Raw genomic sequence first — 23,775 nt, 5'->3', positions numbered from 1 at the left:
ATGCAGGATTTAAGCGGCTTCAGTGTACCGAGGGGGTTTCGCGGCGCGAGCGGCATTAAAGTGCAATTATGGTGGGCGGTTCAGGCCACTTTATTTGCCTGGTCTCCGCAAGTTTTATATCCGTGGCGTGCCTTTTTATTACGCATGTTTGGGGCGAAAGTAGGCAAAAAAGTTGTTGTTCGTCCCTCGGTGAAAATTACCTACCCGTGGAAGTTAACGCTTGGGGATTACGCGTGGGTTGGCGATGATGCCGTGCTATATACCCTCGGTGAAATCAGCATCGGTGCAAATTCCGTGGTGTCGCAAAAGTGTTATTTATGCACCGGCAGCCACGAATATATGAGCAAGCATTTTGATATTACCCAGTCGCCGATTGTTATCGGTGAAAAATGCTGGCTGGCGACGGATGTGTTTGTTTCCCCTGGCGTCACGATAGGCGACGGCTGCGTCGTCGGGGCCAGAAGTAGTGTTTATAAATCATTACCGGCGAATGCCGTTTGCCGGGGAAACCCGGCAATAAAAGTACGCGAACGCGCGTAATTCTTTTCACCCTCGCTCTGTTTGTTATCTGTTGTCTCTCCTTGTGGAGAGACAGGGAGTGAGGGGTAAGGGCCAATAAAAATGTTCACAGAGGATAAATTATCATGACTAAAGTAGCTCTCATTACGGGTGTCACCGGACAAGACGGCTCTTACCTGGCGGAATTCCTGCTGGAAAAAGGCTATGAAGTTCACGGTATCAAGCGTCGCGCCTCTTCTTTCAATACCGAGCGCGTGGACCACATTTATCAGGATCCGCACGCGGGTAATCCGAAATTCCATCTGCACTACGGTGACCTGACCGACACCTCCAACCTGACCCGCATCCTGTCCGAAGTGCAGCCGGATGAAGTCTATAACCTGGGCGCGATGAGCCATGTAGCGGTTTCTTTTGAGTCACCGGAATACACCGCAGACGTAGACGCGATGGGCACCCTGCGCCTGCTGGAAGCCATTCGCTTCCTGGGCCTCGAAAAGAAAACCCGCTTCTACCAGGCATCCACTTCAGAGCTGTACGGCCTGGTGCAGGAGATCCCACAGAAAGAAACCACGCCTTTCTACCCGCGTTCCCCGTATGCGGTTGCCAAGCTTTACGCCTACTGGATCACCGTCAACTACCGCGAATCCTACGGCATGTATGCCTGTAACGGCATTCTGTTCAACCACGAATCTCCGCGTCGTGGCGAAACCTTCGTCACCCGCAAAATTACCCGCGCGATTGCCAATATCGCTCAGGGCCTGGAAAAGTGCCTGTACCTCGGCAACATGGATTCCCTGCGCGACTGGGGCCACGCCAAAGACTACGTGAAAATGCAGTGGATGATGCTGCAGCAGGAGCAGCCGGAAGACTTCGTTATCGCCACCGGCGTGCAGTACTCCGTGCGTCAGTTCGTAGAAATGGCGGCGGCACAGCTGGGTATCAAACTGCGCTTTGAAGGCCAGGGCGTGGAAGAGAAGGGCATTGTTGTTTCCGTCACGGGCCACGACGCACCGGGCGTGAAACCAGGCGACGTTATCGTCTCCGTTGATCCGCGTTACTTCCGTCCTGCGGAAGTAGAAACCTTGCTGGGCGACCCAACCAAAGCGCATGAAACGCTGGGCTGGAAGCCGGAAATCACCCTGCAGGAGATGGTCGGTGAAATGGTGGCCAAAGACTTGGAAGCGGCGAAGAAGCACTCCCTGCTGAAGTCCCATGGTTACGAGGTCGCCATCGCGCTGGAGTCCTGAGCATGAATAAGACACGTATCTTTGTTGCCGGTCACCGTGGGATGGTCGGCTCGGCCATCGTCCGCCAGCTTGGGCAGCGCGATGACGTTGAGCTGGTGCTGCGCGGGCGCGGTGAGCTGAACCTGCTGGACACCAGTGAGGTTAATGCTTTCTTCGCCGACGAGAAAATCGACCAGGTTTACCTGGCGGCGGCCAAAGTGGGCGGCATCGTCGCCAATAACACGTTCCCGGCAGAGTTCATCTACGAGAACATGATGATCGAAAGCAACATCATTCATGCCGCGCACACGCACGGCGTGAACAAACTGTTGTTCCTCGGCTCATCCTGTATTTACCCGAAGCTGGCGAAACAGCCGATGGCCGAAAGCGAGCTGCTGCAGGGCACGCTTGAAGCCACGAACGAGCCGTATGCGATTGCCAAGATTGCCGGGATCAAGCTGTGCGAGTCCTACAATCGCCAGTACGGGCGGGATTACCGCTCGGTGATGCCGACCAATCTGTACGGGCCGAACGACAACTTCCACCCGAGCAACTCCCACGTCATTCCGGCTCTGCTGCGCCGCTTCCATGAAGCCACGCAGGAAAATGCTCCGGACGTGGTGGTGTGGGGCAGCGGTACGCCAATGCGTGAGTTCTTACATGTGGACGATATGGCCGCAGCCAGCATTCACGTGATGGAGCTGGATCAGGAAGTGTGGCAGGAGAATACCGAGCCGATGCTGTCGCACATTAACGTCGGCACAGGGGTGGACTGCACCATTCGTGAGCTGGCGCAGACGCTGGCGAAAGTCACCGGCTACCGGGGACGCGTGGTGTTCGATGCCACTAAACCAGACGGTACGCCGCGTAAGCTGCTGGACGTTTCCCGCCTGCATCGCCTCGGCTGGTATCACGAGATTTCCCTGGAGGCGGGTCTCGCCAGCACTTACCAGTGGTTCCTCGAAAACCAGCAGCGGTTCCGGGGGTAAGCATGTTTTTGAGCGCGGAAGATTTTGCCACCGTCGTGAGCGCTACGCCGCTGATCTCCATCGACCTTATTGTCGAAAACCAGGCGGGCGAATTCCTGCTGGGTTTGCGGACCAATCGCCCTGCGAAGGGCTTTTGGTTTGTGCCTGGGGGCCGGGTGCTGAAGAACGAAACGCTGGCGAACGCTTTTATCCGGCTAACCGAGGCTGAGCTGGGCAAATCGTTCAGCCTGTTGGACGGGGAGTTTTACGGCGTCTGGCAGCATTTCTACGGCGATAACTTCTCCGGGAAGGAATTCTCGACCCATTACGTGGTGCTGGGGTTCCGCCTGCGGGTGGATGACAAGCAACTGAACCTGCCGGCTGAGCAGCACAAGGCTTACTGCTGGCTGTCGCCGGAAGCGCTGCTCAAGCGGGAAGACGTGCACGACAACAGCCGCGCTTACTTCATCACCCAGGGCAAAGGGAAGGTACCGGGCTTATGAAAATTCTGGTCTACGGCATTAACTATTCCCCGGAGCTGACCGGCATCGGCAAGTACACCGGTGAAATGGTGGAGTGGATGACCAGCCAGGGCCATGAAGTACGGGTGATCACCGCGCCACCTTATTATCCGGTCTGGCGCGTGCACCCGGACTACTCGGCGTGGAAATACAAAAAAGAGCAGGGGAAAGCGACCGTCTGGCGCTGCCCGCTGTATGTGCCGAAGCAGCCTTCGACGCTGAAGCGCCTGATTCACCTGGGCAGCTTCGCGCTGAGTTCATTTTTCCCGCTTCTGGCGCAGCGTAGCTGGAAGCCTGACCGGGTGATTGGCGTGGTGCCGACGCTGTTTTGTGTGCCGGGGATGCGCCTGCTGGCAAAACTGAGCGGGGCGCGCACGTTGCTGCACATTCAGGACTACGAGGTGGACGCGATGCTCGGTCTTGGCATGGCCGGAAAGACACCGGGAAAAATTGCGCGCCTGGCCCAGCGCTTTGAAAAAAGCGGGCTGCACAACGTCGATAACGTCTCCACCATTTCTCGCTCGATGATGAATAAGGCTACTGAGAAAGGCGTCGACCCACAGCGGGTGATTTTCTTCCCGAACTGGTCGGAAGTGGCGCGTTTCCGGGATGTTGAGCCGGCGCAAATCCATGCCGTGCGTCAGGCGCTCAACCTGCCGGAAGATAAAAAAATCATCCTGTACTCCGGCAATATCGGTGAAAAACAGGGGCTGGAAACGGTGATTGAAGTAGCGAGCCGCTTCTCTGAGAGCCCGTATCTGTTTGTGATTGTGGGCCAGGGCGGCGGTAAAGAAAGGCTAGAAAAACTGGTGCACGTTCACGGGCTGAGTAACGTGGTGTTCCACCCGCTACAGTCTTACGACGCGCTGCCCGCGCTGCTCTGCCTGGCCGATTGCCACCTGGTCATTCAGCGACGGGGAGCGGCAGATGCCGTCCTGCCGTCAAAACTCACCAACATCCTGGCCGTTGGCGGAAATGCGGTGATTACCGCCGAGCCTGAAACAGAGCTGGGCCAGCTTTGCGAAGCGTATCCCGGTATTGCGGTTTGCGTGATGCCGGAGTCCGCCGATGCGCTGGCGGCGGGCATAGAACAGTGCCTGCAATTGCCTCAGAACAACACGACGGCACGTGAATATGCCGAACGCACGCTCGAAAAAGAGAACGTGTTAAGCCAATTTATTGCTGCGATTTCTTCATAAAAAGACGGGGATAAATGATGAGTCAGTCACAACTCTATCCGGTGATCATGGCGGGCGGAAACGGGAGCCGTCTCTGGCCGCTGTCCCGCGTGCTGTACCCCAAGCAGTTCCTCTGCCTGAAAGGGGATCTGACCATGCTGCAAACCACCATCAATCGCCTGAACGGGATAGAGTGCGAAAGCCCGGTGGTGATTTGCAATGAGGAACACCGCTTTATTGTCGCCGAGCAGCTGCGCCAGCTAAATAAACTGACCGAAAATATCGTGCTGGAACCGGCCGGACGCAACACGGCCCCAGCCATTGCTCTGGCTGCCCTGGCCGCGCTGCGTAACCAGCCGCAGCAGGACCCGCTGATGCTGATCCTCGCGGCCGATCACGTCATTCAGAATGAAGAGGCTTTCCGCGAGGCGGTGCGCTGCGCGATGCCTTACGCCGAAGCTGGCAAGCTGGTGACCTTCGGGATCGTCCCTGACCTGCCGGAAACGGGCTATGGCTATATCCGTCGTGGCGCAGTGGCGAGGCCGGAAAATGGGGCCGATGCCCTGGCGTTTAGCGTCGCGCAGTTCGTCGAAAAACCCGATCTTTCCACCGCTCAGGCCTATGTCGCCTGCGGCGAGTACTACTGGAACAGCGGCATGTTCCTGTTCCGCGCGGGCCGCTATCTGGAAGAGCTGGCGAAGTTCCGCCCCGACATTCTGGCCGCCTGCGAAAAAGCCATGGCCGGCGTTGACCCGGATCTGGATTTTGTCCGCGTGGATGAGCGGGCCTTCCTGGCCTGCCCGGATGAGTCTATCGACTATGCGGTAATGGAAAAAACCGCCGATGCGGTGGTAGTACCGATGGACGCTGGCTGGAGCGATGTAGGGTCATGGTCCTCGTTGTGGGAAATCAGCGCCAAAAGCCCGGAAGGGAACGTACATCACGGCGACGTTATCAGTCACGAAACCGAAAACAGCTACATCTATGCCGAATCCGGCCTGGTCACTACCGTGGGGGTGAAAGATCTGGTCGTGGTGCAAACCAAAGATGCGGTGCTGATTGCTGACCGTGACCACGTGCAGAACGTGAAGAAGGTGGTGGAACGCATCAAAGGCGACGGTCGCCATGAGCACCATAACCACCGGGAAGTTTACCGCCCGTGGGGGAAATACGACTCCATCGACGCCGGGGAGCGTTACCAGGTGAAGCGCATCACCGTTAAGCCTGGCGAAGGGCTGTCGCTGCAAATGCACCACCACCGCGCTGAACACTGGATTGTGGTGGCGGGTACCGCCAAAGTTACGCTGGGGGATGAGATCAAGCTGTTGGGTGAAAACGAGTCTATCTACATTCCGCTCGGCATGACCCACTGCCTGGAAAACCCCGGCAAAATTCCTCTCGACCTGATTGAGGTTCGCTCCGGTACCTATCTGGAAGAAGACGACATCGTCCGCTTCCAGGATCGCTACGGGCGTATTTAATCCCTGACTAAAAAACATGCTCCACGGGCCAAGAACCCGTGGGTTGGGTAACTGTTGCCCGAAGGAGCGAAATCATGCAGCAACTGACCTGTTTTAAAGCCTACGACATCCGCGGTCGCCTGGGCGACGAACTGAATGAAGACATCGCCTGGCGCATTGGCCGCGCCTACGGCGAGTACCTGAAGCCGAAAACTATCGTGCTGGGCGGCGACGTACGTTTGACCAGCGAATCGCTGAAACAGGCGCTGGCGCGTGGCCTGCAGGATGCGGGCGTGGACGTGCTGGATATCGGCTTGTCCGGCACCGAAGAGATTTACTTTGCCACCTGGCACCTGAACGTGGACGGCGGTATCGAAGTGACGGCCAGCCACAACCCGATGGACTACAACGGCATGAAACTGGTGCGCCAGGGGGCTCGCCCTATCAGCGGCGACACAGGCCTGCGCGACGTGCAGCGCCTGGCGGAAGCCAACGACTTTCCGCCAGTGAATGAGGCGACGCGTGGCAGCTATCAGAAAGTGTCGGTGGTAGAGGCTTATCTCGACCATCTTTTCTCCTACATCAACGTCAGCCATATCAAGCCGCTGAAGCTGGTGGTGAACTCCGGCAACGGCGCGGCCGGCCCGATTGTGGACGCCATCGAAGCCCGCTTTAAGGCGCTGAATGTCCCGCTGACGTTTGTGAAGGTGCACAACACGCCGGACGGCAATTTCCCGAACGGGATCCCTAACCCGCTGCTGCCGGAGTGCCGCGCCGATACCCGTGACGCGGTGATTGCGCACGGGGCGGATATGGGCATCGCCTTTGACGGGGATTTTGACCGCTGCTTCCTGTTCGACGAGAAAGGGCAGTTTATCGAGGGGTACTACATCGTGGGCCTGCTGGCGGCGGCGTTCCTCGAAAAACAGCCCGGAGCAAAAATCATTCATGACCCGCGCCTGGCCTGGAACACGGTCGATATTGTCGAGCGTGCGGGTGGCCAGCCGGTGATGTCGAAAACCGGGCATGCGTTTATCAAGGAGCGTATGCGCGAAGAGGATGCCATTTACGGCGGGGAGATGAGTGCCCATCACTATTTCCGCGATTTTGCCTACTGCGACAGCGGGATGATCCCGTGGCTGCTGGTGACCGAGCTGCTGTGCCTGAAGGGCAAAACGCTGGGCGAGCTGGTGGAGGACCGCATGGCGGCCTGGCCGGCAAGTGGCGAAATCAACAGCAAGCTGGACGCTCCGGCAGAGGCGATTGAACGCGTTCGCGCGCATTTCGGTCCACTCGCGGCAGAGATTGACCACACGGACGGCATCAGCATGGCGTTTGGCGACTGGCGCTTCAACCTGCGCAGCTCTAACACCGAGCCGGTGGTGCGCCTGAACGTGGAGTCGCGCGGAAACGAGGCGCTGATGCAGGCGCGAACGCAGGAAATTATGGCGCTGCTGAACCAATAATCTGCCGTATTGAGGTGTTTAACCCTCACCCTGACCCTCTCCCTGAAAGGGAGAGGGAATATCAGGTGCCAGCTTTTCTCGCACTCTCCAGTGGCGAGGGAATGGCCAGGTGCCCGCTTTTCTCCCTCGCCCTCGTGGGGAGAGGGCTGGGGTGAGGGGGAGAGCACCGATGCGACAACTTTCTAAGGTAAAACGATGACAAATCTAAAAAAGCGCGAGCTGCCAAAAACCAACGCATCGTTGATCTCTATGGTGCAACGTTTTTCTGACATCAGCATCATGTTTGCCGGGCTATGGATGGTTTGCAAGGCTAACGCTTTGCCTTTTCTCTATATGCATTTGCTGATGGCTTTATTAACCCTCGTTGTGTTCCAGATGATCGGTGGGATGACGGATTTTTACCGTTCATGGCGTGGGGTGAAAATCTCCAGCGAGCTATTCCTGCTGCTGCAAAACTGGACGCTGAGCGTGGTTTTCAGCGCCGGGTTGCTGGCGTTTAACAGCGATTTTGATGGCTCTTTCTGGGTTTATCTTGCCTGGTATGTCTTGACCGGTGTGGGGATGGTTATCTGCCGGTCGTGGATCCGTTTTGCGGCAGGCTGGCTGCGTAATAAAGGTTTTAATACGCGCCGCGTTGCCATTGCGGGCTCTCTGCCGGTCGGGCAGGTGCTGGCGCAAAGCTTCAAGAATGAACCATGGCTCGGCTTTAACGTGCTTGGCGTGTATGACGATGAGCCGCCTGCAGGCGCATTGGTTAGCTATATTGGCAACTTCAATACGCTGGTGACGGACGCCCGCAACGGCCAAATTGATAAAGTCTATATCGCGATGGAAATGAGCCACGAGTCGCGCATTAAAAAGCTGGTGAGCGAGCTGGCGGATACCACCTGCTCGGTACTACTGATCCCCGATGTTTTCACCTTCAATATCCTTAATTCCCGCACTGAAGAGGTCAACGGCGTGCCGGTTGTGCCGCTGTTTGAAACGCCTTTGAGCGGCTTTAACAGCGTCCTCAAACGGCTGGAAGATATCGTGCTCTCCTCTTTTATTCTGCTGCTGATTTCCCCGGTTCTGCTTTGCATTAGCCTGGCGGTGAAGCTGACTTCGCCTGGGCCGGTTATTTTCCGTCAGACGCGCTATGGCATGGACGGCAAGCCCATCAAAGTGTGGAAATTCCGCTCCATGAAGGTGATGGAAAACGACGCCGTGGTTGTGCAGGCGACGAAAGGGGATTCGCGTATCACGCCGGTGGGCAGCTTCCTGCGCCGCACCTCTCTCGACGAACTGCCGCAGTTTATCAACGTGCTGCTTGGCGGCATGTCCATCGTCGGTCCTCGTCCCCATGCCGTGGCCCATAACGAGCAATATCGCGCGTTAATAGAAGGCTACATGCTGCGTCACAAGGTCAAACCGGGCATTACCGGCTGGGCGCAAATTAACGGCTGGCGCGGGGAAACGGACACCCTCGACAAGATGGAAAAGCGCGTGGAGTTTGACCTGGAATACATTCGCGAGTGGAGCCTGTGGTTCGACATCAAGATTGTGTTCCTGACCGTTTTCAAAGGCTTTGTTAACAAAGCGGCATACTGACCGGAATCCAACATGAGCCTGAGAGAAAAAACCATCAGCGGCGCAAAGTGGTCCGCGATTGCAACGGTGATCATTATTGGTTTAGGGCTGGCGCAGATGACGATTCTGGCCAGAACGATTGATAACCACCAGTTTGGCCTGCTGACGGTGTCGCTAGTGATCATCGCCCTGGCCGATACGCTGTCTGATTTTGGTATCGCCAACTCGATTATTCAGCGCAAAGAGATAAGCCATCTGGAGCTGACCACGCTCTACTGGCTGAATGTCGGGCTGGGCGTGGTGGTGTGCATCGCGGTGTTTTTACTGAGTGGCGTGATTGCCGGCGTGCTGCATAACCCGGACTTGTCGCCGCTGATTAAAACGCTGGCCTTTGCGTTTATTGTCATCCCTCACGGGCAGCAGTTTCGCGCCCTGATGCAAAAGGAGCTGGAGTTTTCAAAAATCGGCTCGATTGAGACGGTCTCCGTGCTGGTGGGATTCAGCGTTACCGTGACGGCGGCGATGTACTATCCGTTCGCCATCACGGCAATCATCGGTTACCTGGTGAATACCGTCGTTCGTACCTCACTGTTTGGCTTCTTCGGGCGCAAGATTTACCGCCCCGGCTTTCACTTCTCCCTGAAGTCAGTGAATTCCAACCTGAAGTTTGGCGCCTGGCTGACCGCTGACAGTGTGATCAACTACGTCAATACCAACCTTTCCACGCTGGTACTGGCGCGTATTCTCGGGGCTGGCATCGCCGGTGGCTATAACCTGGCTTATAACGTAGCCGTCGTGCCGCCGATGAAGCTCAACCCGATCATCACCCGCGTATTATTTCCGGCGTTTGCCAAAATTCAGGACGACACAGCGAAGCTCCGGGTGAATTTTTACAAGCTGCTGTCGATTGTGGGCATCATTAATTTCCCGGCGCTGCTGGGGCTGATGGTGGTCTCCAATAACTTCGTCCCGCTGGTGTTTGGCGAAAAGTGGCAGTTCATCACGCCAATCCTGCAGCTGTTGTGCGTTGTTGGCCTGTTGCGCTCCATCGGGAACCCCATCGGTTCGCTGCTGATGGCCAAAGCGCGCGTGGATATCAGTTTCAAGTTCAACGTGTTTAAAACCTGCCTGTTTATTCCGGCGATTATTGTCGGCGGCCAGCTCGGCGGCGCGCTCGGCGTCACGCTAGGTTTTCTGTTTGTTCAGGTGGTTAACACCGTCCTCAGCTATTTCATCATGATTAAGCCGGTGCTGGGCTCCAGCTACCGGGAATACATCCTCAGCATCTGGCTGCCTTTTTATCTCTCACTCCCCACGCTGATTGTCAGCGCCGGGTTAGGCATGGCGCTCAACGGGCATCTCCCGCTGGCGGCCTTGCTTGGCGTACAGGTAACGGCTGGGGCTGCGGCTTTTATGGTGATGATTATTTTGTCCCGCAATGCGCTGATCGTTGAACTGAAGCGGCAGTTTTGCCGCAGCGAACGCCTGAAAGCGCTGCTCCGCGCTGGCTAAGAACAACAAAGAGGGGAAACCACATTTTCCCCTTTGTCATAAAGTTAGAGGTCGATATGAAATTACTTATTCTTGGCAACCATACTTGCGGCAACCGCGGTGATAGCGCCATTTTGCGCGGGTTGATTGATGCCATCACGACGCTTGATGACAGCATTCATGTGGATGTGATGAGCCGCTACCCGGTAAGTTCTGCCTGGCTGCTGGGGCGCCCGGTTCTGGGTGACGGGCTTTACAAGCAGATGAAGCGGTATAACAACGCTGCCGGTCTGGTCGGGCGGGTCAAAAAAGTCCTGCGCCGTAAATATCAGCACCATGTGCTGGTGGCGAAGGCGAGTAACACCGGGCGGCTGCGTAATATCGCCATCCCACAGGGGTTTATTGATTTTGTGAAATCGCTGCAGGAATACGACGCGATTATTCAGGTGGGCGGCTCTTTCTTTGTCGATCTTTATGGCGTCACGCAGTTTGAGCACGCGCTGTGCAGCTTTATGGCCCGCAAGCCGGTTTATATGATTGGCCACAGCGTGGGGCCGTTCCAGGAGCCGCAGTTTAACCAACTGGCGAACTACGTCTTCGGTCACGCGAAGTCCCTGATTCTGCGCGAAACCGTGAGCCTTGAGTTGATGAAGCAAAACCAAATCGACACCAGCAAGGTGGAACAGGGCGTCGATACGGCGTGGCTGGTGGCGCAGCATGAAGATGATTTTGTGCCGGGTTATGCGGTTAAACACTGGCTGGGCGTGGTGGCAGGCAAGAAAACCGTGGCGATTACGCTGCGCGAACTGGCGCCGTTTGATAAGCGATTGGGCACCACCCAGGAAGCCTACGAGAAGGCCTTTGCCGAAGTAGTAAATCGCACGATTGAACAGGGCTATCAGGTCCTGGCGCTTTCCACCTGTACCGGCATCGACAGCTATAACAAAGACGACCGCATGGTGGCGCTCAATATCCGCCAGTACATCAATCAGCCCGATGACTACCACGTCGTGATGGACGAGCTGAACGATCTGGAAATGGGCAAGATTTTTGCTGCCTGTGAGCTCACGGTGGGAACGCGTCTTCATTCGGCCATAATTTCGATGAACTTCGGCACGCCGGCTATCGCCATCAACTACGAGCACAAATCTGCGGGCATCATGCAGCAATTGGGGATGCCAGAAATGGCTATTGATATTCGCCAGTTGTTGGACGGCTCTTTGCAGGGCGTCGTGGCGGATGTTTTGGGGCAGTTGCCCGCGATTAACCAACGACTTACGGCGGCAGTAAGCGCAGAGCGTGCTAACGGCATGAACATGGTGCGGTCGGTGCTTGAGCGAGTTAAGGAGGATAAATGAAGGTCGGTTTCTTCCTGCTGAAGTTTCCCCTGGCGTCGGAAACTTTTGTGCTGAATCAGATAACCGCTTTTATCGACATGGGCCACGAGGTTGAGATTGTTGCCCTGCAAAAGGGCGACCTGACCAATACCCACGCGGCGTTTAAAAGCTATGGGCTTTCGGAAAAAACCGTCTGGCTGCTCGAAGAGCCAGAAGGTAAAGTCGCGAAGCTGAAAAGCCGGGCGTGGAATACGCTGCATGGGGCTTTGCGAGGCAGCACATGGCGAGCGTTAAACCGCACGCGCTATGGCGATGAAGCCCGTAATCTGATCCTGTCCTCGATTTGTGGCCGGCAGAAACAGCCGCTGGAGGCCGACGTTTTTATTGCTCACTTTGGCCCGGCGGGCGTTACCGCCGCCAAGCTTAAGGAGCTTGGCGTACTCAACGGCAAAATTGCCACCGTGTTTCACGGGATTGATATCTCGCACCGTGATGCGCTGGAGCACTATACGCCGGAATACAGGCAGCTGTTTGAGCGTGGGGATTTGATGTTGCCCATCAGCAATCTCTGGGCCAGCCGCCTGAAGAACATGGGCTGCCCGGAGAGCAAAATTGCGGTCTCAAGGATGGGCGTGGATATGGACAAGTTTTCTTTAAGGCCCATGAAAACGCCGGGGGTAACGCTGGAGATTATCTCGGTGGCGCGCCTGACGGAAAAAAAAGGGTTACATTTTGCCATTGAGGCCTGCCGCCTGCTGAAGGCGCGCGGCGTGGCATTTCGCTACAACATTTTAGGTATTGGCCCCTGGGAGCGTCGTCTGAAGACGCTGATTGAGCAACTGCAGCTGGAAGATGTGGTCTTTATGCCCGGTTTTAAGCCGAGTCATGAAGTGAAGGCGATGCTGGACCAGGCCGACCTGTTCCTGCTTCCTTCGGTAACCGGCGAAGACGGGGACATGGAAGGCATCCCCGTGGCGCTGATGGAGGCGATGGCCGTTGGCATTCCCGTCGTGTCTACCGTGCATAGCGGTATTCCTGAGCTTATCGACGCCGATGAATCGGGCTGGCTGGTGCCGGAAAAGGACGCCTTTGCGCTTGCCGATAAGTTACAGACCGTGGCTTCTGTGCCAGAAAGCGACCTGCAGTTAATGCTGGCTCGGGCAAGAGAGAAAGTTGCCGCCCAGTTCAATCAGCAGGTTATCTACCAGCAGCTTGCCCGTCAGCTTCAGACGCTATAACTCACCGAATCTTATGCTGAGGACTTATGTCGAAAAGCAACTTACTGAAGCACCTTCCTTTCTCTGCGTCTCGCCGCAAACTGCTCGCCGCAGGCTCTGCGCTGGCGGCGGTTTCACTTATTCCAGGCACGGTTAAGGCCGCTGGCCTGAGCGCCCAGGTCAATGTTAAAGATTTCTATCAAAACGACTGGATAGCCGCGTTTAACCAGGCATTTGCCGCAGCGGATGTGGTTGAAGTTCCGGCAGATGTCGTCTGTGACAGCATTAATACCGCCATTTTTATGCCGCAGGGGAAAACGCTTCATGTGGCTGGCGGGCTGAAAGGTAATGGTAAAGGGCGATTTGTACTGCAGGATAGCTGCCAGATAGTCGGGGAGGGAAAAGGGAGATTTAACAACATCACGCTGGATGTGAGGGGATCCGACTGCACGATCAGGGGCATAGATATGAGCGGGTTTGTCAGTGTGGCGCAGATTTACATTGGCGGGAAAGATAACCGGACTATGCGTAACCTGACCATCGACAACATCACGGTACATGATGCCAACTACGCCATCCTGCGGCAGGGGTATCACAACCGGATGGAGAATGTGCGTATCACCAACGGCCACTTCAGCCACCTGCAGGGGGATGCCATTGAGTGGAACGTGGCGATCAACGACCACGACCTGCTGATTTCTGACCACGTTATCGACAACATTAACTGTACTAATGGAAAGATTAACTGGGGCATAGGCATTGGGTTGGCGGGCAGCACATATGATAATAATTATCCCGAAGATCAGGCGGTAAAAAACTTCGTGGTGGCTAATATCACCGGCAGTAACTGTCGACAGCTAGTTCATGTTGAGAATGGGAAACATTTCGTTATTCGTAACATAAAAGCGCGTAATATTAATCCGACCTTTAGCCGTACCGCAGGGATTGATAACGCGACCGTGGCGATATATGGCTGCGATAACTTTGTGATTGATGATGTGGATATGGTGAACAGCGCCGGGATGTTGATTGGTTATGGCGTGATTAAGGGCAATTACCTGTCGATTCCGCAAAACTTTAAGCTTAGCGATATCAAACTCGATAATAATGAACTCAGTAGTCCTTTACGTGGCATTCAGATCTCATCCGGGAACGCAACCTCCTTTGTGGCACTGAATAACGTCACACTTAAGCGCGCCTCGCTTGAGTTTCACAACAAACCTCAGCACCTTTTCATGCGAAATATCAACGTAATGCAGCTTTCTACGGCAGGCCCAGCCCTGAAGCTGAACTTCGACCTCCGTAAGGACGTGCGGGGTAAGTTCATGGCCAAAGACGGCACGCTGCTGTCACTGGCGAATATTCATGCGGTGAATGAAAGGGGGCAAAGCTCGGTCGATATAGACCGCATCGATCAGCTTCACGTGAACAGTGAAAACCTTAATTTTTCACTCGCAAGGGTAAGCAAATAATAATGCAACCCCTTTTACGACAATTCTGAGTCAACAGAGGCTGAAATAGCGGCGTTTACATATTTTGTTGACACTTCCAGGGCGTTAGCATGAAGCATTCGTTAAATAAATTCATGCTGGCATCAGAGCACGAAAAGACTATAATCTTCCAACCATTTAGAGGTGGGACTAAGAATGACTAATTTAAAAGCAGTTATCCCGGTCGCCGGTTTAGGCATGCATATGCTGCCTGCAACGAAGGCGATTCCTAAAGAGATGCTGCCTATCGTTGATAAGCCGATGATCCAGTACATCGTCGACGAAATTGTTGCCGCTGGTATCAAAGAAATCGTGCTGGTAACCCACTCTTCCAAAAATGCTGTTGAAAACCACTTCGACACGTCATACGAGCTGGAAGCCTTGCTTGAACAGCGCGTTAAGCGTCAGTTGCTGGCTGAAGTGCAGTCTATTTGCCCTCCTGGCGTGACCATTATGAACGTTCGTCAGGCTCAACCGCTTGGGCTTGGGCACTCTATACTCTGCGCACAGCCGATCGTGGGTAACAATCCTTTCGTTGTGGTGCTGCCGGATGTGGTGCTTGATGGCGCTACCGCCGATCCGCTGCGCTATAACCTGGCTGCCATGGTGGCTCGCTTCAATGAAACAGGCCGTACTCAGGTTTTGGCTAAGCATATGCCAAATGAAGATCTGTCGGCGTATTCAGTGATCACCACCAAAGAGCCGCTGCAGAATGAAGGGCAGGTGAGCCGGGTGGTTGAGTTTGTTGAAAAACCCGATCAGCCACAAACGCTGGACTCCGATCTTGCCGCGGTAGGGCGTTATGTCTTGTCTGCGGATATCTGGCCACTGCTGGAAAAAACCGAGCCGGGCGCATGGGGACGTATTCAGTTGACCGATGCTATCGCGGTGCTGAACGAAACTCAGCCGGTAGAAGTCATGCAGATGACCGGCGAAAGCTACGACTGCGGTAAAAAAATGGGCTATATGCAGGCGTTCGTCCAGTACGGACTGCGCAACCATAAGGAAGGCCAGAAGTTTCGTGAGAGTATTCAGAAGCTTCTAGCTAAGGCATAAGTTCTGTTTTAAGTCGCTGTCATGGAGGAGAGCGCGGTAAACGGTGGCATAGCGTTTAGTCTCAAGTCGAGGTTGAACGATGAGCCACCGTTTTTTGCTTTATAAATCGACAGTGAAGTTTAGTTTTTTCATAGGGTTATCATTTTTTGGTTGTTCTGTATAGGCCAAATTTTTCCCTTGAGAATTGCTGTGTGAAATATAAAATCGTGGCGATTTCTCACGTTCTGTACCGGAAGGTACACTATCGCTTATGTTGTGCAGTGCACTGGTAGCTGTGAAGCCAGGGGCGGTAGCATGGTTAACATTCAGGTGCAGCAAGCATCTGCCATTAAGATATATCTCAAATGAATTATATTCAGAGGCGACGTCCTTGAATATAAGGACAAGATTAAAGAGAGACTGCTCAGTGAAAATTCTTGTTACCGGCGGTGCCGGGTTTATTGGCTCGGCCGTTGTTCGTCATATCATCACAAATACTCAGGACAGCGTCGTTAACGTAGATAAATTAACCTATGCCGGTAACCTCGAGTCCCTGTCAGATATTGCTGCAAGTGAACGTTACGATTTCGTCCATGCAGACATTTGCGATGCTGCAGCAATCAAACAGATTCTTGAAGAGCACCAACCAGATGCCATCATGCATTTGGCCGCTGAGAGTCATGTAGATCGTTCTATAACCGGCCCGGCCGCGTTTATTGAGACCAATATTGTTGGTACCTACGTTTTACTTGAGGCTGCGCGTCACTATTGGTCTGGATTAACAGCGCAGAAGAAGCATAACTTCCGTTTCCATCATATCTCTACTGATGAAGTGTATGGCGACCTGCCGCATCCTGATGAAGTTGCGCAAGGCGAAGCATTACCCCTGTTTACGGAAACGACGGCGTATGCGCCAAGTAGCCCATACTCAGCCTCTAAGGCTTCCAGCGATCATCTTGTCCGCGCCTGGCTACGCACTTATGGTTTCCCATCCATCGTGACCAATTGTTCAAACAATTACGGGCCGTTCCATTTCCCTGAGAAATTGATCCCACTCGTTATTCTTAATGCGCTGGAAGGCAAGCCACTGCCAATTTACGGCAAAGGCGATCAAATTCGTGATTGGTTATATGTTGAAGACCATGCACGTGCCCTTTATACCGTTGTGACTCAAGGGCAAGTTGGTGAGACGTACAATATCGGTGGCCATAACGAGAAAAAGAACCTCGAAGTTGTGCACACTATCTGCGATTTACTGGATGAAATTGTGCCTAAAGAAGGGAGCTATCGCGATCAGATTACCTACGTGACTGACCGCCCTGGACACGATCGTCGCTACGCAATTGATGCTGATAAAATTTCTCGTGAACTGGGTTGGAAGCCGCAGGAGACGTTTGAGTCGGGGATTCGTAAAACCGTTCAGTGGTATTTAGATAATCAGCAGTGGGTGGGTAATGTGAAAAGTGGCGCCTACAAGAGTTGGATCGAAGAGAACTACGGTGAGCGTCAATGAATATCCTACTTTTCGGTAAAACAGGTCAGGTGGGCTGGGAGTTGCAGCGCGCATTGGCGCCATTAGGCAACGTTACGGCTCTGGATGTTCGCTCAGAGGAGTTTTGCGGCGACTTCAGTAACCCGGCAGGTATTGCCGAAACAGTGCGTCGTATCAAACCGGATGTCATTGTCAATGCCGCCGCCCATACGGCCGTCGATAAAGCGGAATCAGAACCCGAATTAGCGCAGCTTTTGAACGCAACGAGCGTTGAAGCGATTGCTAAAGAGGCTGCAAAAATTGGTGCGTGGGTTGTCCATTACTCGACCGATTATGTTTTTCCCGGTGACGGTGATACGCCGTGGGACGAAACAGCTACAACGGCGCCGCTAAATGTCTATGGTGAAACCAAACTGGCCGGGGAAAAAGCGCTGCAAGCGCATTGCGAAAAGCATTTAATTTTCCGCACCAGTTGGGTGTATGCCGGCAAAGGTAACAACTTCGCTAAGACGATGCTGCGCCTGGCTAAAGAGCGCACTGAGCTGTCAGTGATTAGCGATCAGTTTGGTGCTCCAACGGGGGCAGAATTGCTTGCTGATTGCACCGCACATGCGATTCGTACGGCTCAGATTAAACCTGAGGTAGCCGGTGTCTACCATCTTGTCTCGAGTGGCGTCACAACATGGCATGATTATGCCGCACTAGTTTTCGAAGAAGCGCGCGCTGCGGGTGTGACGTTAGCACTTAATAAACTGCACGCCGTTCCAACGTCTGCCTATCCAACCCCAGCGAAGCGTCCACAGAATTCTCGGTTGAATACTGAAAAGTTCCAGAAAAATTTTGGGTTGGTTCTTCCTGCCTGGGAAATTGGTGTTAAACGCATGCTTACCGAAATTTTTACCACGACAACTCTTTAATTATAAGTTAATGCCATTTCCAGGTATTTGACATTCAGAGATAATGAAATGAAAACGCGTAAAGGTATTATTCTCGCTGGTGGTTCTGGGACTCGATTATATCCAGTGACAATGGCCGTAAGTAAACAGCTGTTGCCAATTTATGATAAGCCGATGATTTACTACCCGCTCTCTACGCTGATGTTGGCAGGTATTCGTGACATCTTGATTATTAGTACTCCTCAGGACACGCCGCGCTTCGAGCAATTACTCGGTAATGGCAGTCAGTGGGGACTTAACTTGCAGTATAAAGTGCAACCAAGTCCGGATGGACTGGCTCAGGCATTTATTATTGGTGAAGAGTTCATTGGAAATGACGATTGTGCATTAGTCCTCGGGGATAACATCTTCTATGGTCACGATCTGCCAAAACAGCTAGAGGCTGCCGTGAATAAAGAAGGTGGAGCTACGGTATTTGCCTACCACGTCAACGATCCTGAACGTTACGGTGTTGTTGAGTTTGATAAGGCCGGCACGGCAATCAGCCTGGAAGAAAAACCGCTTGAACCAAAAAGCAATTATGCGGTAACAGGCCTGTATTTCTATGATAACACCGTCGTGGAAATGGCAAAAAGTCTCAAACCTTCTGCGCGCGGTGAACTGGAAATTACCGATATTAACCGCATCTATATGGAACAAGGTCGCATGTCCGTAGCGATGATGGGGCGTGGCTATGCATGGCTGGACACGGGAACGCATCAGAGCCTTATCGAGGCCAGCAACTTTATTGCCACCATCGAAGAACGCCAGGGGTTAAAAGTATCTTGCCCGGAAGAAATTGCGTTCCGAAAAGGTTTTATCGATGTAGAGCAGGTTAGAAAATTAGCGGTCCCCCTTGCTAAAAATGCATATGGACAATACTTGCTAAAAATGATCAAAGGGTATTAACACGTGAATGTTATTAAAACAGAAATCGCTGATTTACTGATCATTGAGCCAAAAGTTTTTGGTGATAGCCGCGGATTTTTCTTTGAAAGCTTTAACCAAACGATGTTTGATGCCGCAGTCGGAGATAAAATTAATTTCGTCCAGGACAACCACTCTAAATCCAGTAAAAATGTACTGAGAGGTTTGCATTTTCAGGAAAACCCCCATGCTCAAGGTAAGCTCGTTCGCTGTATAGCGGGTGAAGTATTTGATGTTGCAGTCGATATCCGCCGCGACTCAGAAACCTTCGGGAAATGGGTTGGAGTCATACTTTCAGCGAGCAATAAACGACAACTTTGGATACCTGAAGGATTTGCTCACGGGTTCGTTACGCTGGAAGATAATACTGAATTTGTCTACAAAACAACGGATTTTTATCACCCTGAATCTGAACAAAGTATTGCATGGAACGATCCTGATATTAATATTGAATGGCCGTTAACGGAGAGCCCAATCCTGTCTGCCAAAGATTTATCTGCAAAATGTTTAAGAGACTTTTTTTCCCTTTAACACATTGCAGCAAGAATACCGATCATGTTAAATGAATACTGAGGTTGATAATGAAGATTGATATCCTGAACCGGTTAGACCCTGATTTTTATAAATTGTCGGAGCAGGAATTTATCATTAATAAACAACGTTCAGGTACATTATATGATCATTTTCCGTTTATCAAAAATGCGCATAAATTTTTGAATGTTGTTATTAAAAATGAATATGAGCAAGTGGTTGGCGGGCTTATCGTCAAGTTTGAACATGATGAAAATTACTGTTTTGGAAGTATTGGGCTGGTAGTTGTTGCTAGTGAAGTCCGTGGTCGGGGGTATTCAAAGTTATTACTCCATGAAACAATCGAAGCATGTAAACAAAAGAAAATAGACTATTTGTTGCTTTGGACATCATTGCATGATTTTTATGCTCAATTTGGATTCGAAGTGGATGAACCGCTTGCTTATTTAGAAGTAAATGAACAAAACGAGCTACAGGGTCTCTGTGATAAGATAATTGTTGATTTTGAATCGCAGCCAACCTATACGAGTCGGCAAGGCTACTTAGAGTACAATGGAACAACCGTACATTACTTGCATGATGGGGCAGGGTATGTTTTTGTGGGTTACAGTGGCGATGTTGCTACTGCAATAGATATAATTACAAATAATTTTTGCTCAATAAAAAAACCCAGATTAATTATTCCTCTTCATGACCCATTGATTCGCGAATTATATCAACGACAGCCCGAGTTGACTCAGCATAATTATAATTATGAAATGTGGTTAAAGCTAAGGGCAGATGTGCATTCCAAGAAAACATTAAATTTTTTACAACGAATTTAAGGAATAATAATGATTCCATTAGTAAAAGTCGCGATGGCACCAAAAGAAAAAATCATGCCAGCGTTGGAAGATGTGCTCTATAGCGGAATGTTAGCTGAAGGCGAATATGTTTATCGTTTTGAGGATGCGTTCAAGTCTCACTTTAAAATTGAAGGCACCGTTTTAGGTATGAGTAGTGGGACAGCTGCTCTCCATACAGCACTGCTCCTGGCGGGTGTAAAAGCTGGTGATGAGGTTATTACCACAAGTATGACCGCAGAACCAACGAACCTGTCCATTCTGTATGTTGGAGCAAAGCCAGTATTTGCAGATGTTATTGATACATCAGGCAACATATCGGCAGACTCTATCGAAAGCCATATTACGAATAAAACAAAAGCCATTCTTGTAGTGCATTATGCAGGCTACCCCGTTGAACTTGAAAAAATTAGCAAGATTGCACGTAAATACAACATTCCATTAATTGAAGATTGTGCACATGCGTTGGGTTCAGAATACGGCGGAAAGACTATTGGAAACTATGGTGACTATGCTATTTATTCGCTGCAGGCGATAAAGCATATGACTACAGTTGATGGTGGTATTTTAGTTATTAAAAATTCTGAGCAAGTTACAGCGGCAAAGAAAATTCGCTGGTTTGGCATGGAGAAAGGCGTAGACAGAACCAAAGTCGATATTACTTCGCCTGGGTTCAAATATAATATGAGTAATGTGACGGGCGCTATCGGGCTTGTGCAATTAGATTATATTGATAGTATTATTAATATCCACAAGAGCAATGGCAGATATTATGATGCTCAGTTGAAGGATGTTTCCGGTGTAACAACGGGTTCTTTTGATTGTGAGGCAAGCCCTAGTTATTGGTTATACACTTTGGTGAGTGAGGACTGGGAAGATATTCAGAAGAAACTCACTGAGAAAGGTGTGATGGCTTCGAAGCTGCATCGTCCCAATCATTATCATACTATTTTCACTTATCCTGAAAACAAACTGCCAGGGCTCGACTCTTTCTATGGCAATCTGTTGCATATTCCTTGTGGCTGGTGGGTTAATGAAGAGCAGCGTGAGATGATCGTTGAAACCATTGCTCGAGGTTAGCATGTTCAAATATCCACTTTTTAAAACATATTACTCATCACAACTGGATTCAGTTATTTCTTCTGTCCTGCAGTCAGGGGCCGTAGCGTCCGGGAAATATATCAAAGAGTTCGAAAATGGACTTGGTGATTTGTTCGGTGAGCAGTTTGTTGTTTCAACAAGTAACATGAGTGCTGCCATGTATATGGCACTTTATTTGTCTGGAGTAGGTAAAGGCGATGAAGTACTGACGACGGCATTCACCTGTATGTCGTCCAACTCTCCAATAAATAATATAGGCGCTATACCTGTATGGGTCGATTTATCTCCAGGCAGTTTTCATATGGATCCTGCACTGTTGGAGAGCGCGATCACAGAGAAAACGAAGGCAGTAATTTTATATCATACCGCAGGTTACCCCGCGAATAGCAAAGCCATTTCAGAGATCTGTAAACGTCACGGTATTACACTAATTGAGGATTGTAACAATGCTTTTCTTTCTTCAAATCGTGATGGTTTAAGCGGGTCATATGGTGATTTTAGCATCCACTCGTTTTATCCAAATCGTTTAATTAATACAATCGAGGGCGGTGCTTTGATTTGTAAGCACCAGGATGATTACGAGCGAGCATTGAAGCTTCGTCGTTTTGGGGTAGACTCCGCTACATTTCGTAATGCTATTGGTGAAATTAATCCGCAGTCGGATATTGCCGAAATTGGCTGGTCAATGAATCTGCCAAATCTGAATTGCGCAATGGGGAGTGTCCAGCTAAGTGATGTAAAGGATAGACTTACTGCGATTCAAAACAATGCCAGTTGCATTGATTCATATCTGGATCAGATGCAAGGTGTTACAAGGCCTCAGTTGCAGGAGAAGGATCAACCGGCGTATTGGGTTTATTTATTGCAAGTCGAACAACGGGATTTGTTCATTAAAAAGCTTAAAGATGCGGGTGTTCATGCGTCATCACTCCATCATCGAAATGATATTTATAGTGGGTTTAATGCGAAAGCATCTTCACTTCCGGTAACAGACGAAGTCCAAAGTACAATACTTGCGTTGCCTGTTGGTTGGTGGCTTACTAAAAACGACATCATCGCTATGATGGACATTTTTAGAAAAGTAAAAGAAAACTTAGATGATTAGCTCAACTTCTTTGCTCAATAAAGATTTTAGAAAGCTGTTTGACTTATTTTCATTGTTATCAGGGAAAGTTGGCAACATACTTGTCGGCGTTTTTTTTCTTCCTTTATATGCAAAGTATTTACAGCCAGAAGTATTTAGCATCGTTACGATTGTCTTTTCTTTACAGGCTCTCGCAACAATGCTTGATTTCGGTATGTCGATCATCGTTTCACGTGAAACAGCTATTCATTATAAAACAGAGCTTATTAAGCTACCTGTATTGAAAGATGCAGAGCGCATAATAACGCTTCTATATGTTTTTGTCACAGCACTGGTTTTTCTAGTGTTTTGGATTAGTAATGAAAGAGCTTTCCAGCTTTCATTATTTAACATCTGTCTTATTATTCTTACTGTTATTTTAGCAGTGCTGCAGAACGTTTATTACAATGTTTTGCTAACTGCCCGGAAATTTGTTTTTTCAAGCTGGTTACAAATTTTCTTTGTTTTATTGCGGGGGGTAGGGACATTCTTCGGCGTCGTGCATTACCCTGCCAGTATAGAAGCATTCTTATTCATACAAGTTGGTTTGCTGTTACTTCAGGCGCTTGTTTTCAGGTTTTTTTGCTATTCTCAGGTTTATGACTTCAGAGGGAAATGTAGTTTCAGAACATTGTATTTGATGTTTTGCCAGGGAAAAAAACTCGTTCTTTATAGCATAGCTGGCGCCACTGTATTGCAGCTCGACAAGATTATTGTGGCGCACCAGCATAGTCCGACAGTTTCAGCGCCGTATTTTCTTGCAAGTACCTTTTGTATGTTGCCAATTACGGTTATGGCGACACCGGTTATGCAGTTTTTTCAGCCCAGAGTCATTAATCAACTAAACACTCCGAGTGCTGATATTGGAAATATTTTAAAAAAATATACCCTGGCATTAAACGCGATTGTGATATTACCGACCATTTTTATATGGTTGATAATTCCTGTCGTGATTAAGTTCTGGCTTCACAACAGCGAGTATGTAGACAGTGTAGTCTTTTACGCTACAATTCTTTTACCCGGCATTGCAATAGGTGCTCTTGGTTACATTCCTTATGTTTTATTAGTAGGCGTTGGCGATTTTAAGTTTCAGGCAGGCACGTCGTTCATTCTTACTCTTATTACTTTAATGTTTGTTTATTATTTTTCGTCTCTAAGCGATATTAAAGCAATTTGTATAACTTATTTTATTTACCACACGCTTTCAACAACTGTATTTTGGGTGAGATGTATCTCGCTTAAATTGATTAAACACCATGCAGTTGTAAACGCAAAAATAACATTAGCAGGCATTTCTTTCATGGCAGCCTGCTGTGGGATTATGAGTCTATTGCGATAAATATTGTT

21 protein-coding genes are annotated in these 23,775 nt (G+C 50.8%); all 21 read left to right on the top strand.

Features of this window, described 5'->3' with window-relative positions:
* The 21 genes from wcaF (at position 1) to LH86_RS18920 (ending at position 23,767) form a co-directional block, all read left to right on the top strand.
* Entirely contained in the window at positions 1–540 is a 540-nt protein-coding gene (gene wcaF / locus LH86_RS19020; protein ID WP_039304666.1) for a colanic acid biosynthesis acetyltransferase WcaF, read from the top strand.
* Between the two features lie 104 nt (positions 541–644).
* A complete protein-coding gene (gene gmd, locus LH86_RS19015) occupies positions 645–1,766 on the top strand; it encodes a GDP-mannose 4,6-dehydratase (RefSeq protein ID WP_039304664.1) in 1,122 nt (373 codons plus the stop codon).
* A 2-nt stretch (positions 1,767–1,768) separates the two neighbouring features.
* Positions 1,769–2,734, top strand: coding sequence for a GDP-L-fucose synthase (gene fcl, locus LH86_RS19010; RefSeq protein ID WP_039304662.1), 966 nt, complete (start codon positions 1,769–1,771; stop codon positions 2,732–2,734).
* A gap of 2 nt (positions 2,735–2,736) precedes the next feature.
* Positions 2,737–3,216, top strand: a complete 480-nt coding sequence (locus tag LH86_RS19005) for a GDP-mannose mannosyl hydrolase (protein ID WP_039304660.1) — start codon at positions 2,737–2,739, stop codon at positions 3,214–3,216.
* On the top strand, positions 3,213–4,433 hold the full coding sequence (gene wcaI / locus LH86_RS19000) for a colanic acid biosynthesis fucosyltransferase WcaI (protein WP_039304657.1): 1,221 nt from the start codon (positions 3,213–3,215) through the stop codon (positions 4,431–4,433). Before LH86_RS19005 ends, wcaI begins: the two co-directional genes overlap by 4 nt.
* A 17-nt stretch (positions 4,434–4,450) precedes the next feature.
* Positions 4,451–5,893: a mannose-1-phosphate guanyltransferase gene (gene cpsB / locus LH86_RS18995; protein ID WP_039304654.1), complete on the top strand. Its 1,443-nt coding sequence runs from the start codon at positions 4,451–4,453 to the stop codon at positions 5,891–5,893.
* A 74-nt stretch (positions 5,894–5,967) separates the two neighbouring features.
* The gene (gene cpsG / locus LH86_RS18990; protein ID WP_039304651.1) at positions 5,968–7,338 is read left to right on the top strand and encodes a phosphomannomutase CpsG; all 1,371 of its coding nucleotides are present in this window, start codon (positions 5,968–5,970) and stop codon (positions 7,336–7,338) included.
* 195 nt (positions 7,339–7,533) lie between these two features.
* Positions 7,534–8,928, top strand: coding sequence for an undecaprenyl-phosphate glucose phosphotransferase (gene wcaJ / locus LH86_RS18985; RefSeq protein WP_039304649.1), 1,395 nt, complete (start codon positions 7,534–7,536; stop codon positions 8,926–8,928).
* Between the two features lie 12 nt (positions 8,929–8,940).
* Complete coding sequence (locus LH86_RS18980) at positions 8,941–10,419, top strand: MOP flippase family protein (protein ID WP_039304645.1); 1,479 nt, start codon at positions 8,941–8,943, stop codon at positions 10,417–10,419.
* Positions 10,420–10,475: 56 nt separating this feature from the next.
* A complete protein-coding gene (wcaK, locus tag LH86_RS18975) occupies positions 10,476–11,756 on the top strand; it encodes a colanic acid biosynthesis pyruvyl transferase WcaK (RefSeq protein WP_039304642.1) in 1,281 nt (426 codons plus the stop codon).
* On the top strand, positions 11,753–12,973 hold the full coding sequence (gene wcaL / locus LH86_RS18970) for a colanic acid biosynthesis glycosyltransferase WcaL (RefSeq protein ID WP_039304639.1): 1,221 nt from the start codon (positions 11,753–11,755) through the stop codon (positions 12,971–12,973). The genes wcaK and wcaL overlap by 4 nt, the downstream gene beginning before the upstream one ends.
* A gap of 26 nt (positions 12,974–12,999) precedes the next feature.
* Positions 13,000–14,424 (top strand): colanic acid biosynthesis protein WcaM, encoded by a 1,425-nt coding sequence (gene wcaM / locus LH86_RS18965; protein ID WP_039304636.1) that lies wholly within the window; start codon positions 13,000–13,002, stop codon positions 14,422–14,424.
* Between the two features lie 174 nt (positions 14,425–14,598).
* Positions 14,599–15,498, top strand: coding sequence for a UTP--glucose-1-phosphate uridylyltransferase GalF (gene galF / locus LH86_RS18960; protein WP_039304633.1), 900 nt, complete (start codon positions 14,599–14,601; stop codon positions 15,496–15,498).
* Positions 15,499–15,904: 406 nt separating this feature from the next.
* Entirely contained in the window at positions 15,905–16,990 is a 1,086-nt protein-coding gene (gene rfbB / locus LH86_RS18955) for a dTDP-glucose 4,6-dehydratase (RefSeq protein ID WP_039304630.1), read from the top strand.
* Positions 16,987–17,886, top strand: a complete 900-nt coding sequence (gene rfbD, locus LH86_RS18950) for a dTDP-4-dehydrorhamnose reductase (RefSeq protein ID WP_039304628.1) — start codon at positions 16,987–16,989, stop codon at positions 17,884–17,886. The genes rfbB and rfbD overlap by 4 nt, the downstream gene beginning before the upstream one ends.
* Positions 17,887–17,934: 48 nt before the next feature.
* Positions 17,935–18,813 (top strand): glucose-1-phosphate thymidylyltransferase RfbA, encoded by an 879-nt coding sequence (gene rfbA / locus LH86_RS18945; protein WP_039304626.1) that lies wholly within the window; start codon positions 17,935–17,937, stop codon positions 18,811–18,813.
* Positions 18,814–18,816: 3 nt separating this feature from the next.
* Complete coding sequence (rfbC, locus tag LH86_RS18940; RefSeq protein ID WP_039304623.1) at positions 18,817–19,362, top strand: dTDP-4-dehydrorhamnose 3,5-epimerase; 546 nt, start codon at positions 18,817–18,819, stop codon at positions 19,360–19,362.
* Positions 19,363–19,412: 50 nt separating this feature from the next.
* Positions 19,413–20,186 carry a GNAT family N-acetyltransferase gene (locus LH86_RS18935; RefSeq protein WP_039304620.1) on the top strand — a complete coding sequence of 258 codons (774 nt, stop codon included), beginning with the start codon at positions 19,413–19,415 and terminating at the stop codon, positions 20,184–20,186.
* Between the two features lie 9 nt (positions 20,187–20,195).
* Positions 20,196–21,284 carry a DegT/DnrJ/EryC1/StrS family aminotransferase gene (locus tag LH86_RS18930; RefSeq protein ID WP_039304616.1) on the top strand — a complete coding sequence of 363 codons (1,089 nt, stop codon included), beginning with the start codon at positions 20,196–20,198 and terminating at the stop codon, positions 21,282–21,284.
* Between the two features lies 1 nt (position 21,285).
* Positions 21,286–22,410 carry a DegT/DnrJ/EryC1/StrS family aminotransferase gene (locus tag LH86_RS18925; RefSeq protein ID WP_039304613.1) on the top strand — a complete coding sequence of 375 codons (1,125 nt, stop codon included), beginning with the start codon at positions 21,286–21,288 and terminating at the stop codon, positions 22,408–22,410.
* Positions 22,403–23,767: a lipopolysaccharide biosynthesis protein gene (locus LH86_RS18920; protein ID WP_039304610.1), complete on the top strand. Its 1,365-nt coding sequence runs from the start codon at positions 22,403–22,405 to the stop codon at positions 23,765–23,767. Before LH86_RS18925 ends, LH86_RS18920 begins: the two co-directional genes overlap by 8 nt.
* Positions 23,768–23,775: the final 8 nt, after the last annotated feature.

Origin of the sequence: Cedecea neteri (genome assembly GCF_000758325.1) — a bacterium.
In the GTDB taxonomy this organism is placed as follows: Bacteria; Pseudomonadota; Gammaproteobacteria; order Enterobacterales; family Enterobacteriaceae; genus Cedecea; species Cedecea neteri_B.
Note: the sequence above shows the minus strand (reverse complement) of the source record. Positions and strands in the feature narration are given on the sequence as shown.

What these genes read in the sequence shown, in the direction of transcription:
- wcaF (WP_039304666.1), top strand. Translation starts at nt 1, where the DNA reads ATGCAGGATTTAAGCGGCTTCAGTGTACCGAGGGGGTTTCGCGGCGCG.
- gmd (WP_039304664.1), top strand. Translation starts at nt 645, where the DNA reads ATGACTAAAGTAGCTCTCATTACGGGTGTCACCGGACAAGACGGCTCT.
- fcl (WP_039304662.1), top strand. Translation starts at nt 1,769, where the DNA reads ATGAATAAGACACGTATCTTTGTTGCCGGTCACCGTGGGATGGTCGGC.
- LH86_RS19005 (WP_039304660.1), top strand. Translation starts at nt 2,737, where the DNA reads ATGTTTTTGAGCGCGGAAGATTTTGCCACCGTCGTGAGCGCTACGCCG.
- wcaI (WP_039304657.1), top strand. Translation starts at nt 3,213, where the DNA reads ATGAAAATTCTGGTCTACGGCATTAACTATTCCCCGGAGCTGACCGGC.
- cpsB (WP_039304654.1), top strand. Translation starts at nt 4,451, where the DNA reads ATGAGTCAGTCACAACTCTATCCGGTGATCATGGCGGGCGGAAACGGG.
- cpsG (WP_039304651.1), top strand. Translation starts at nt 5,968, where the DNA reads ATGCAGCAACTGACCTGTTTTAAAGCCTACGACATCCGCGGTCGCCTG.
- wcaJ (WP_039304649.1), top strand. Translation starts at nt 7,534, where the DNA reads ATGACAAATCTAAAAAAGCGCGAGCTGCCAAAAACCAACGCATCGTTG.
- LH86_RS18980 (WP_039304645.1), top strand. Translation starts at nt 8,941, where the DNA reads ATGAGCCTGAGAGAAAAAACCATCAGCGGCGCAAAGTGGTCCGCGATT.
- wcaK (WP_039304642.1), top strand. Translation starts at nt 10,476, where the DNA reads ATGAAATTACTTATTCTTGGCAACCATACTTGCGGCAACCGCGGTGAT.
- wcaL (WP_039304639.1), top strand. Translation starts at nt 11,753, where the DNA reads ATGAAGGTCGGTTTCTTCCTGCTGAAGTTTCCCCTGGCGTCGGAAACT.
- wcaM (WP_039304636.1), top strand. Translation starts at nt 13,000, where the DNA reads ATGTCGAAAAGCAACTTACTGAAGCACCTTCCTTTCTCTGCGTCTCGC.
- galF (WP_039304633.1), top strand. Translation starts at nt 14,599, where the DNA reads ATGACTAATTTAAAAGCAGTTATCCCGGTCGCCGGTTTAGGCATGCAT.
- rfbD (WP_039304628.1), top strand. Translation starts at nt 16,987, where the DNA reads ATGAATATCCTACTTTTCGGTAAAACAGGTCAGGTGGGCTGGGAGTTG.
- rfbA (WP_039304626.1), top strand. Translation starts at nt 17,935, where the DNA reads ATGAAAACGCGTAAAGGTATTATTCTCGCTGGTGGTTCTGGGACTCGA.
- LH86_RS18935 (WP_039304620.1), top strand. Translation starts at nt 19,413, where the DNA reads ATGAAGATTGATATCCTGAACCGGTTAGACCCTGATTTTTATAAATTG.
- LH86_RS18930 (WP_039304616.1), top strand. Translation starts at nt 20,196, where the DNA reads ATGATTCCATTAGTAAAAGTCGCGATGGCACCAAAAGAAAAAATCATG.
- LH86_RS18925 (WP_039304613.1), top strand. Translation starts at nt 21,286, where the DNA reads ATGTTCAAATATCCACTTTTTAAAACATATTACTCATCACAACTGGAT.
- LH86_RS18920 (WP_039304610.1), top strand. Translation starts at nt 22,403, where the DNA reads ATGATTAGCTCAACTTCTTTGCTCAATAAAGATTTTAGAAAGCTGTTT.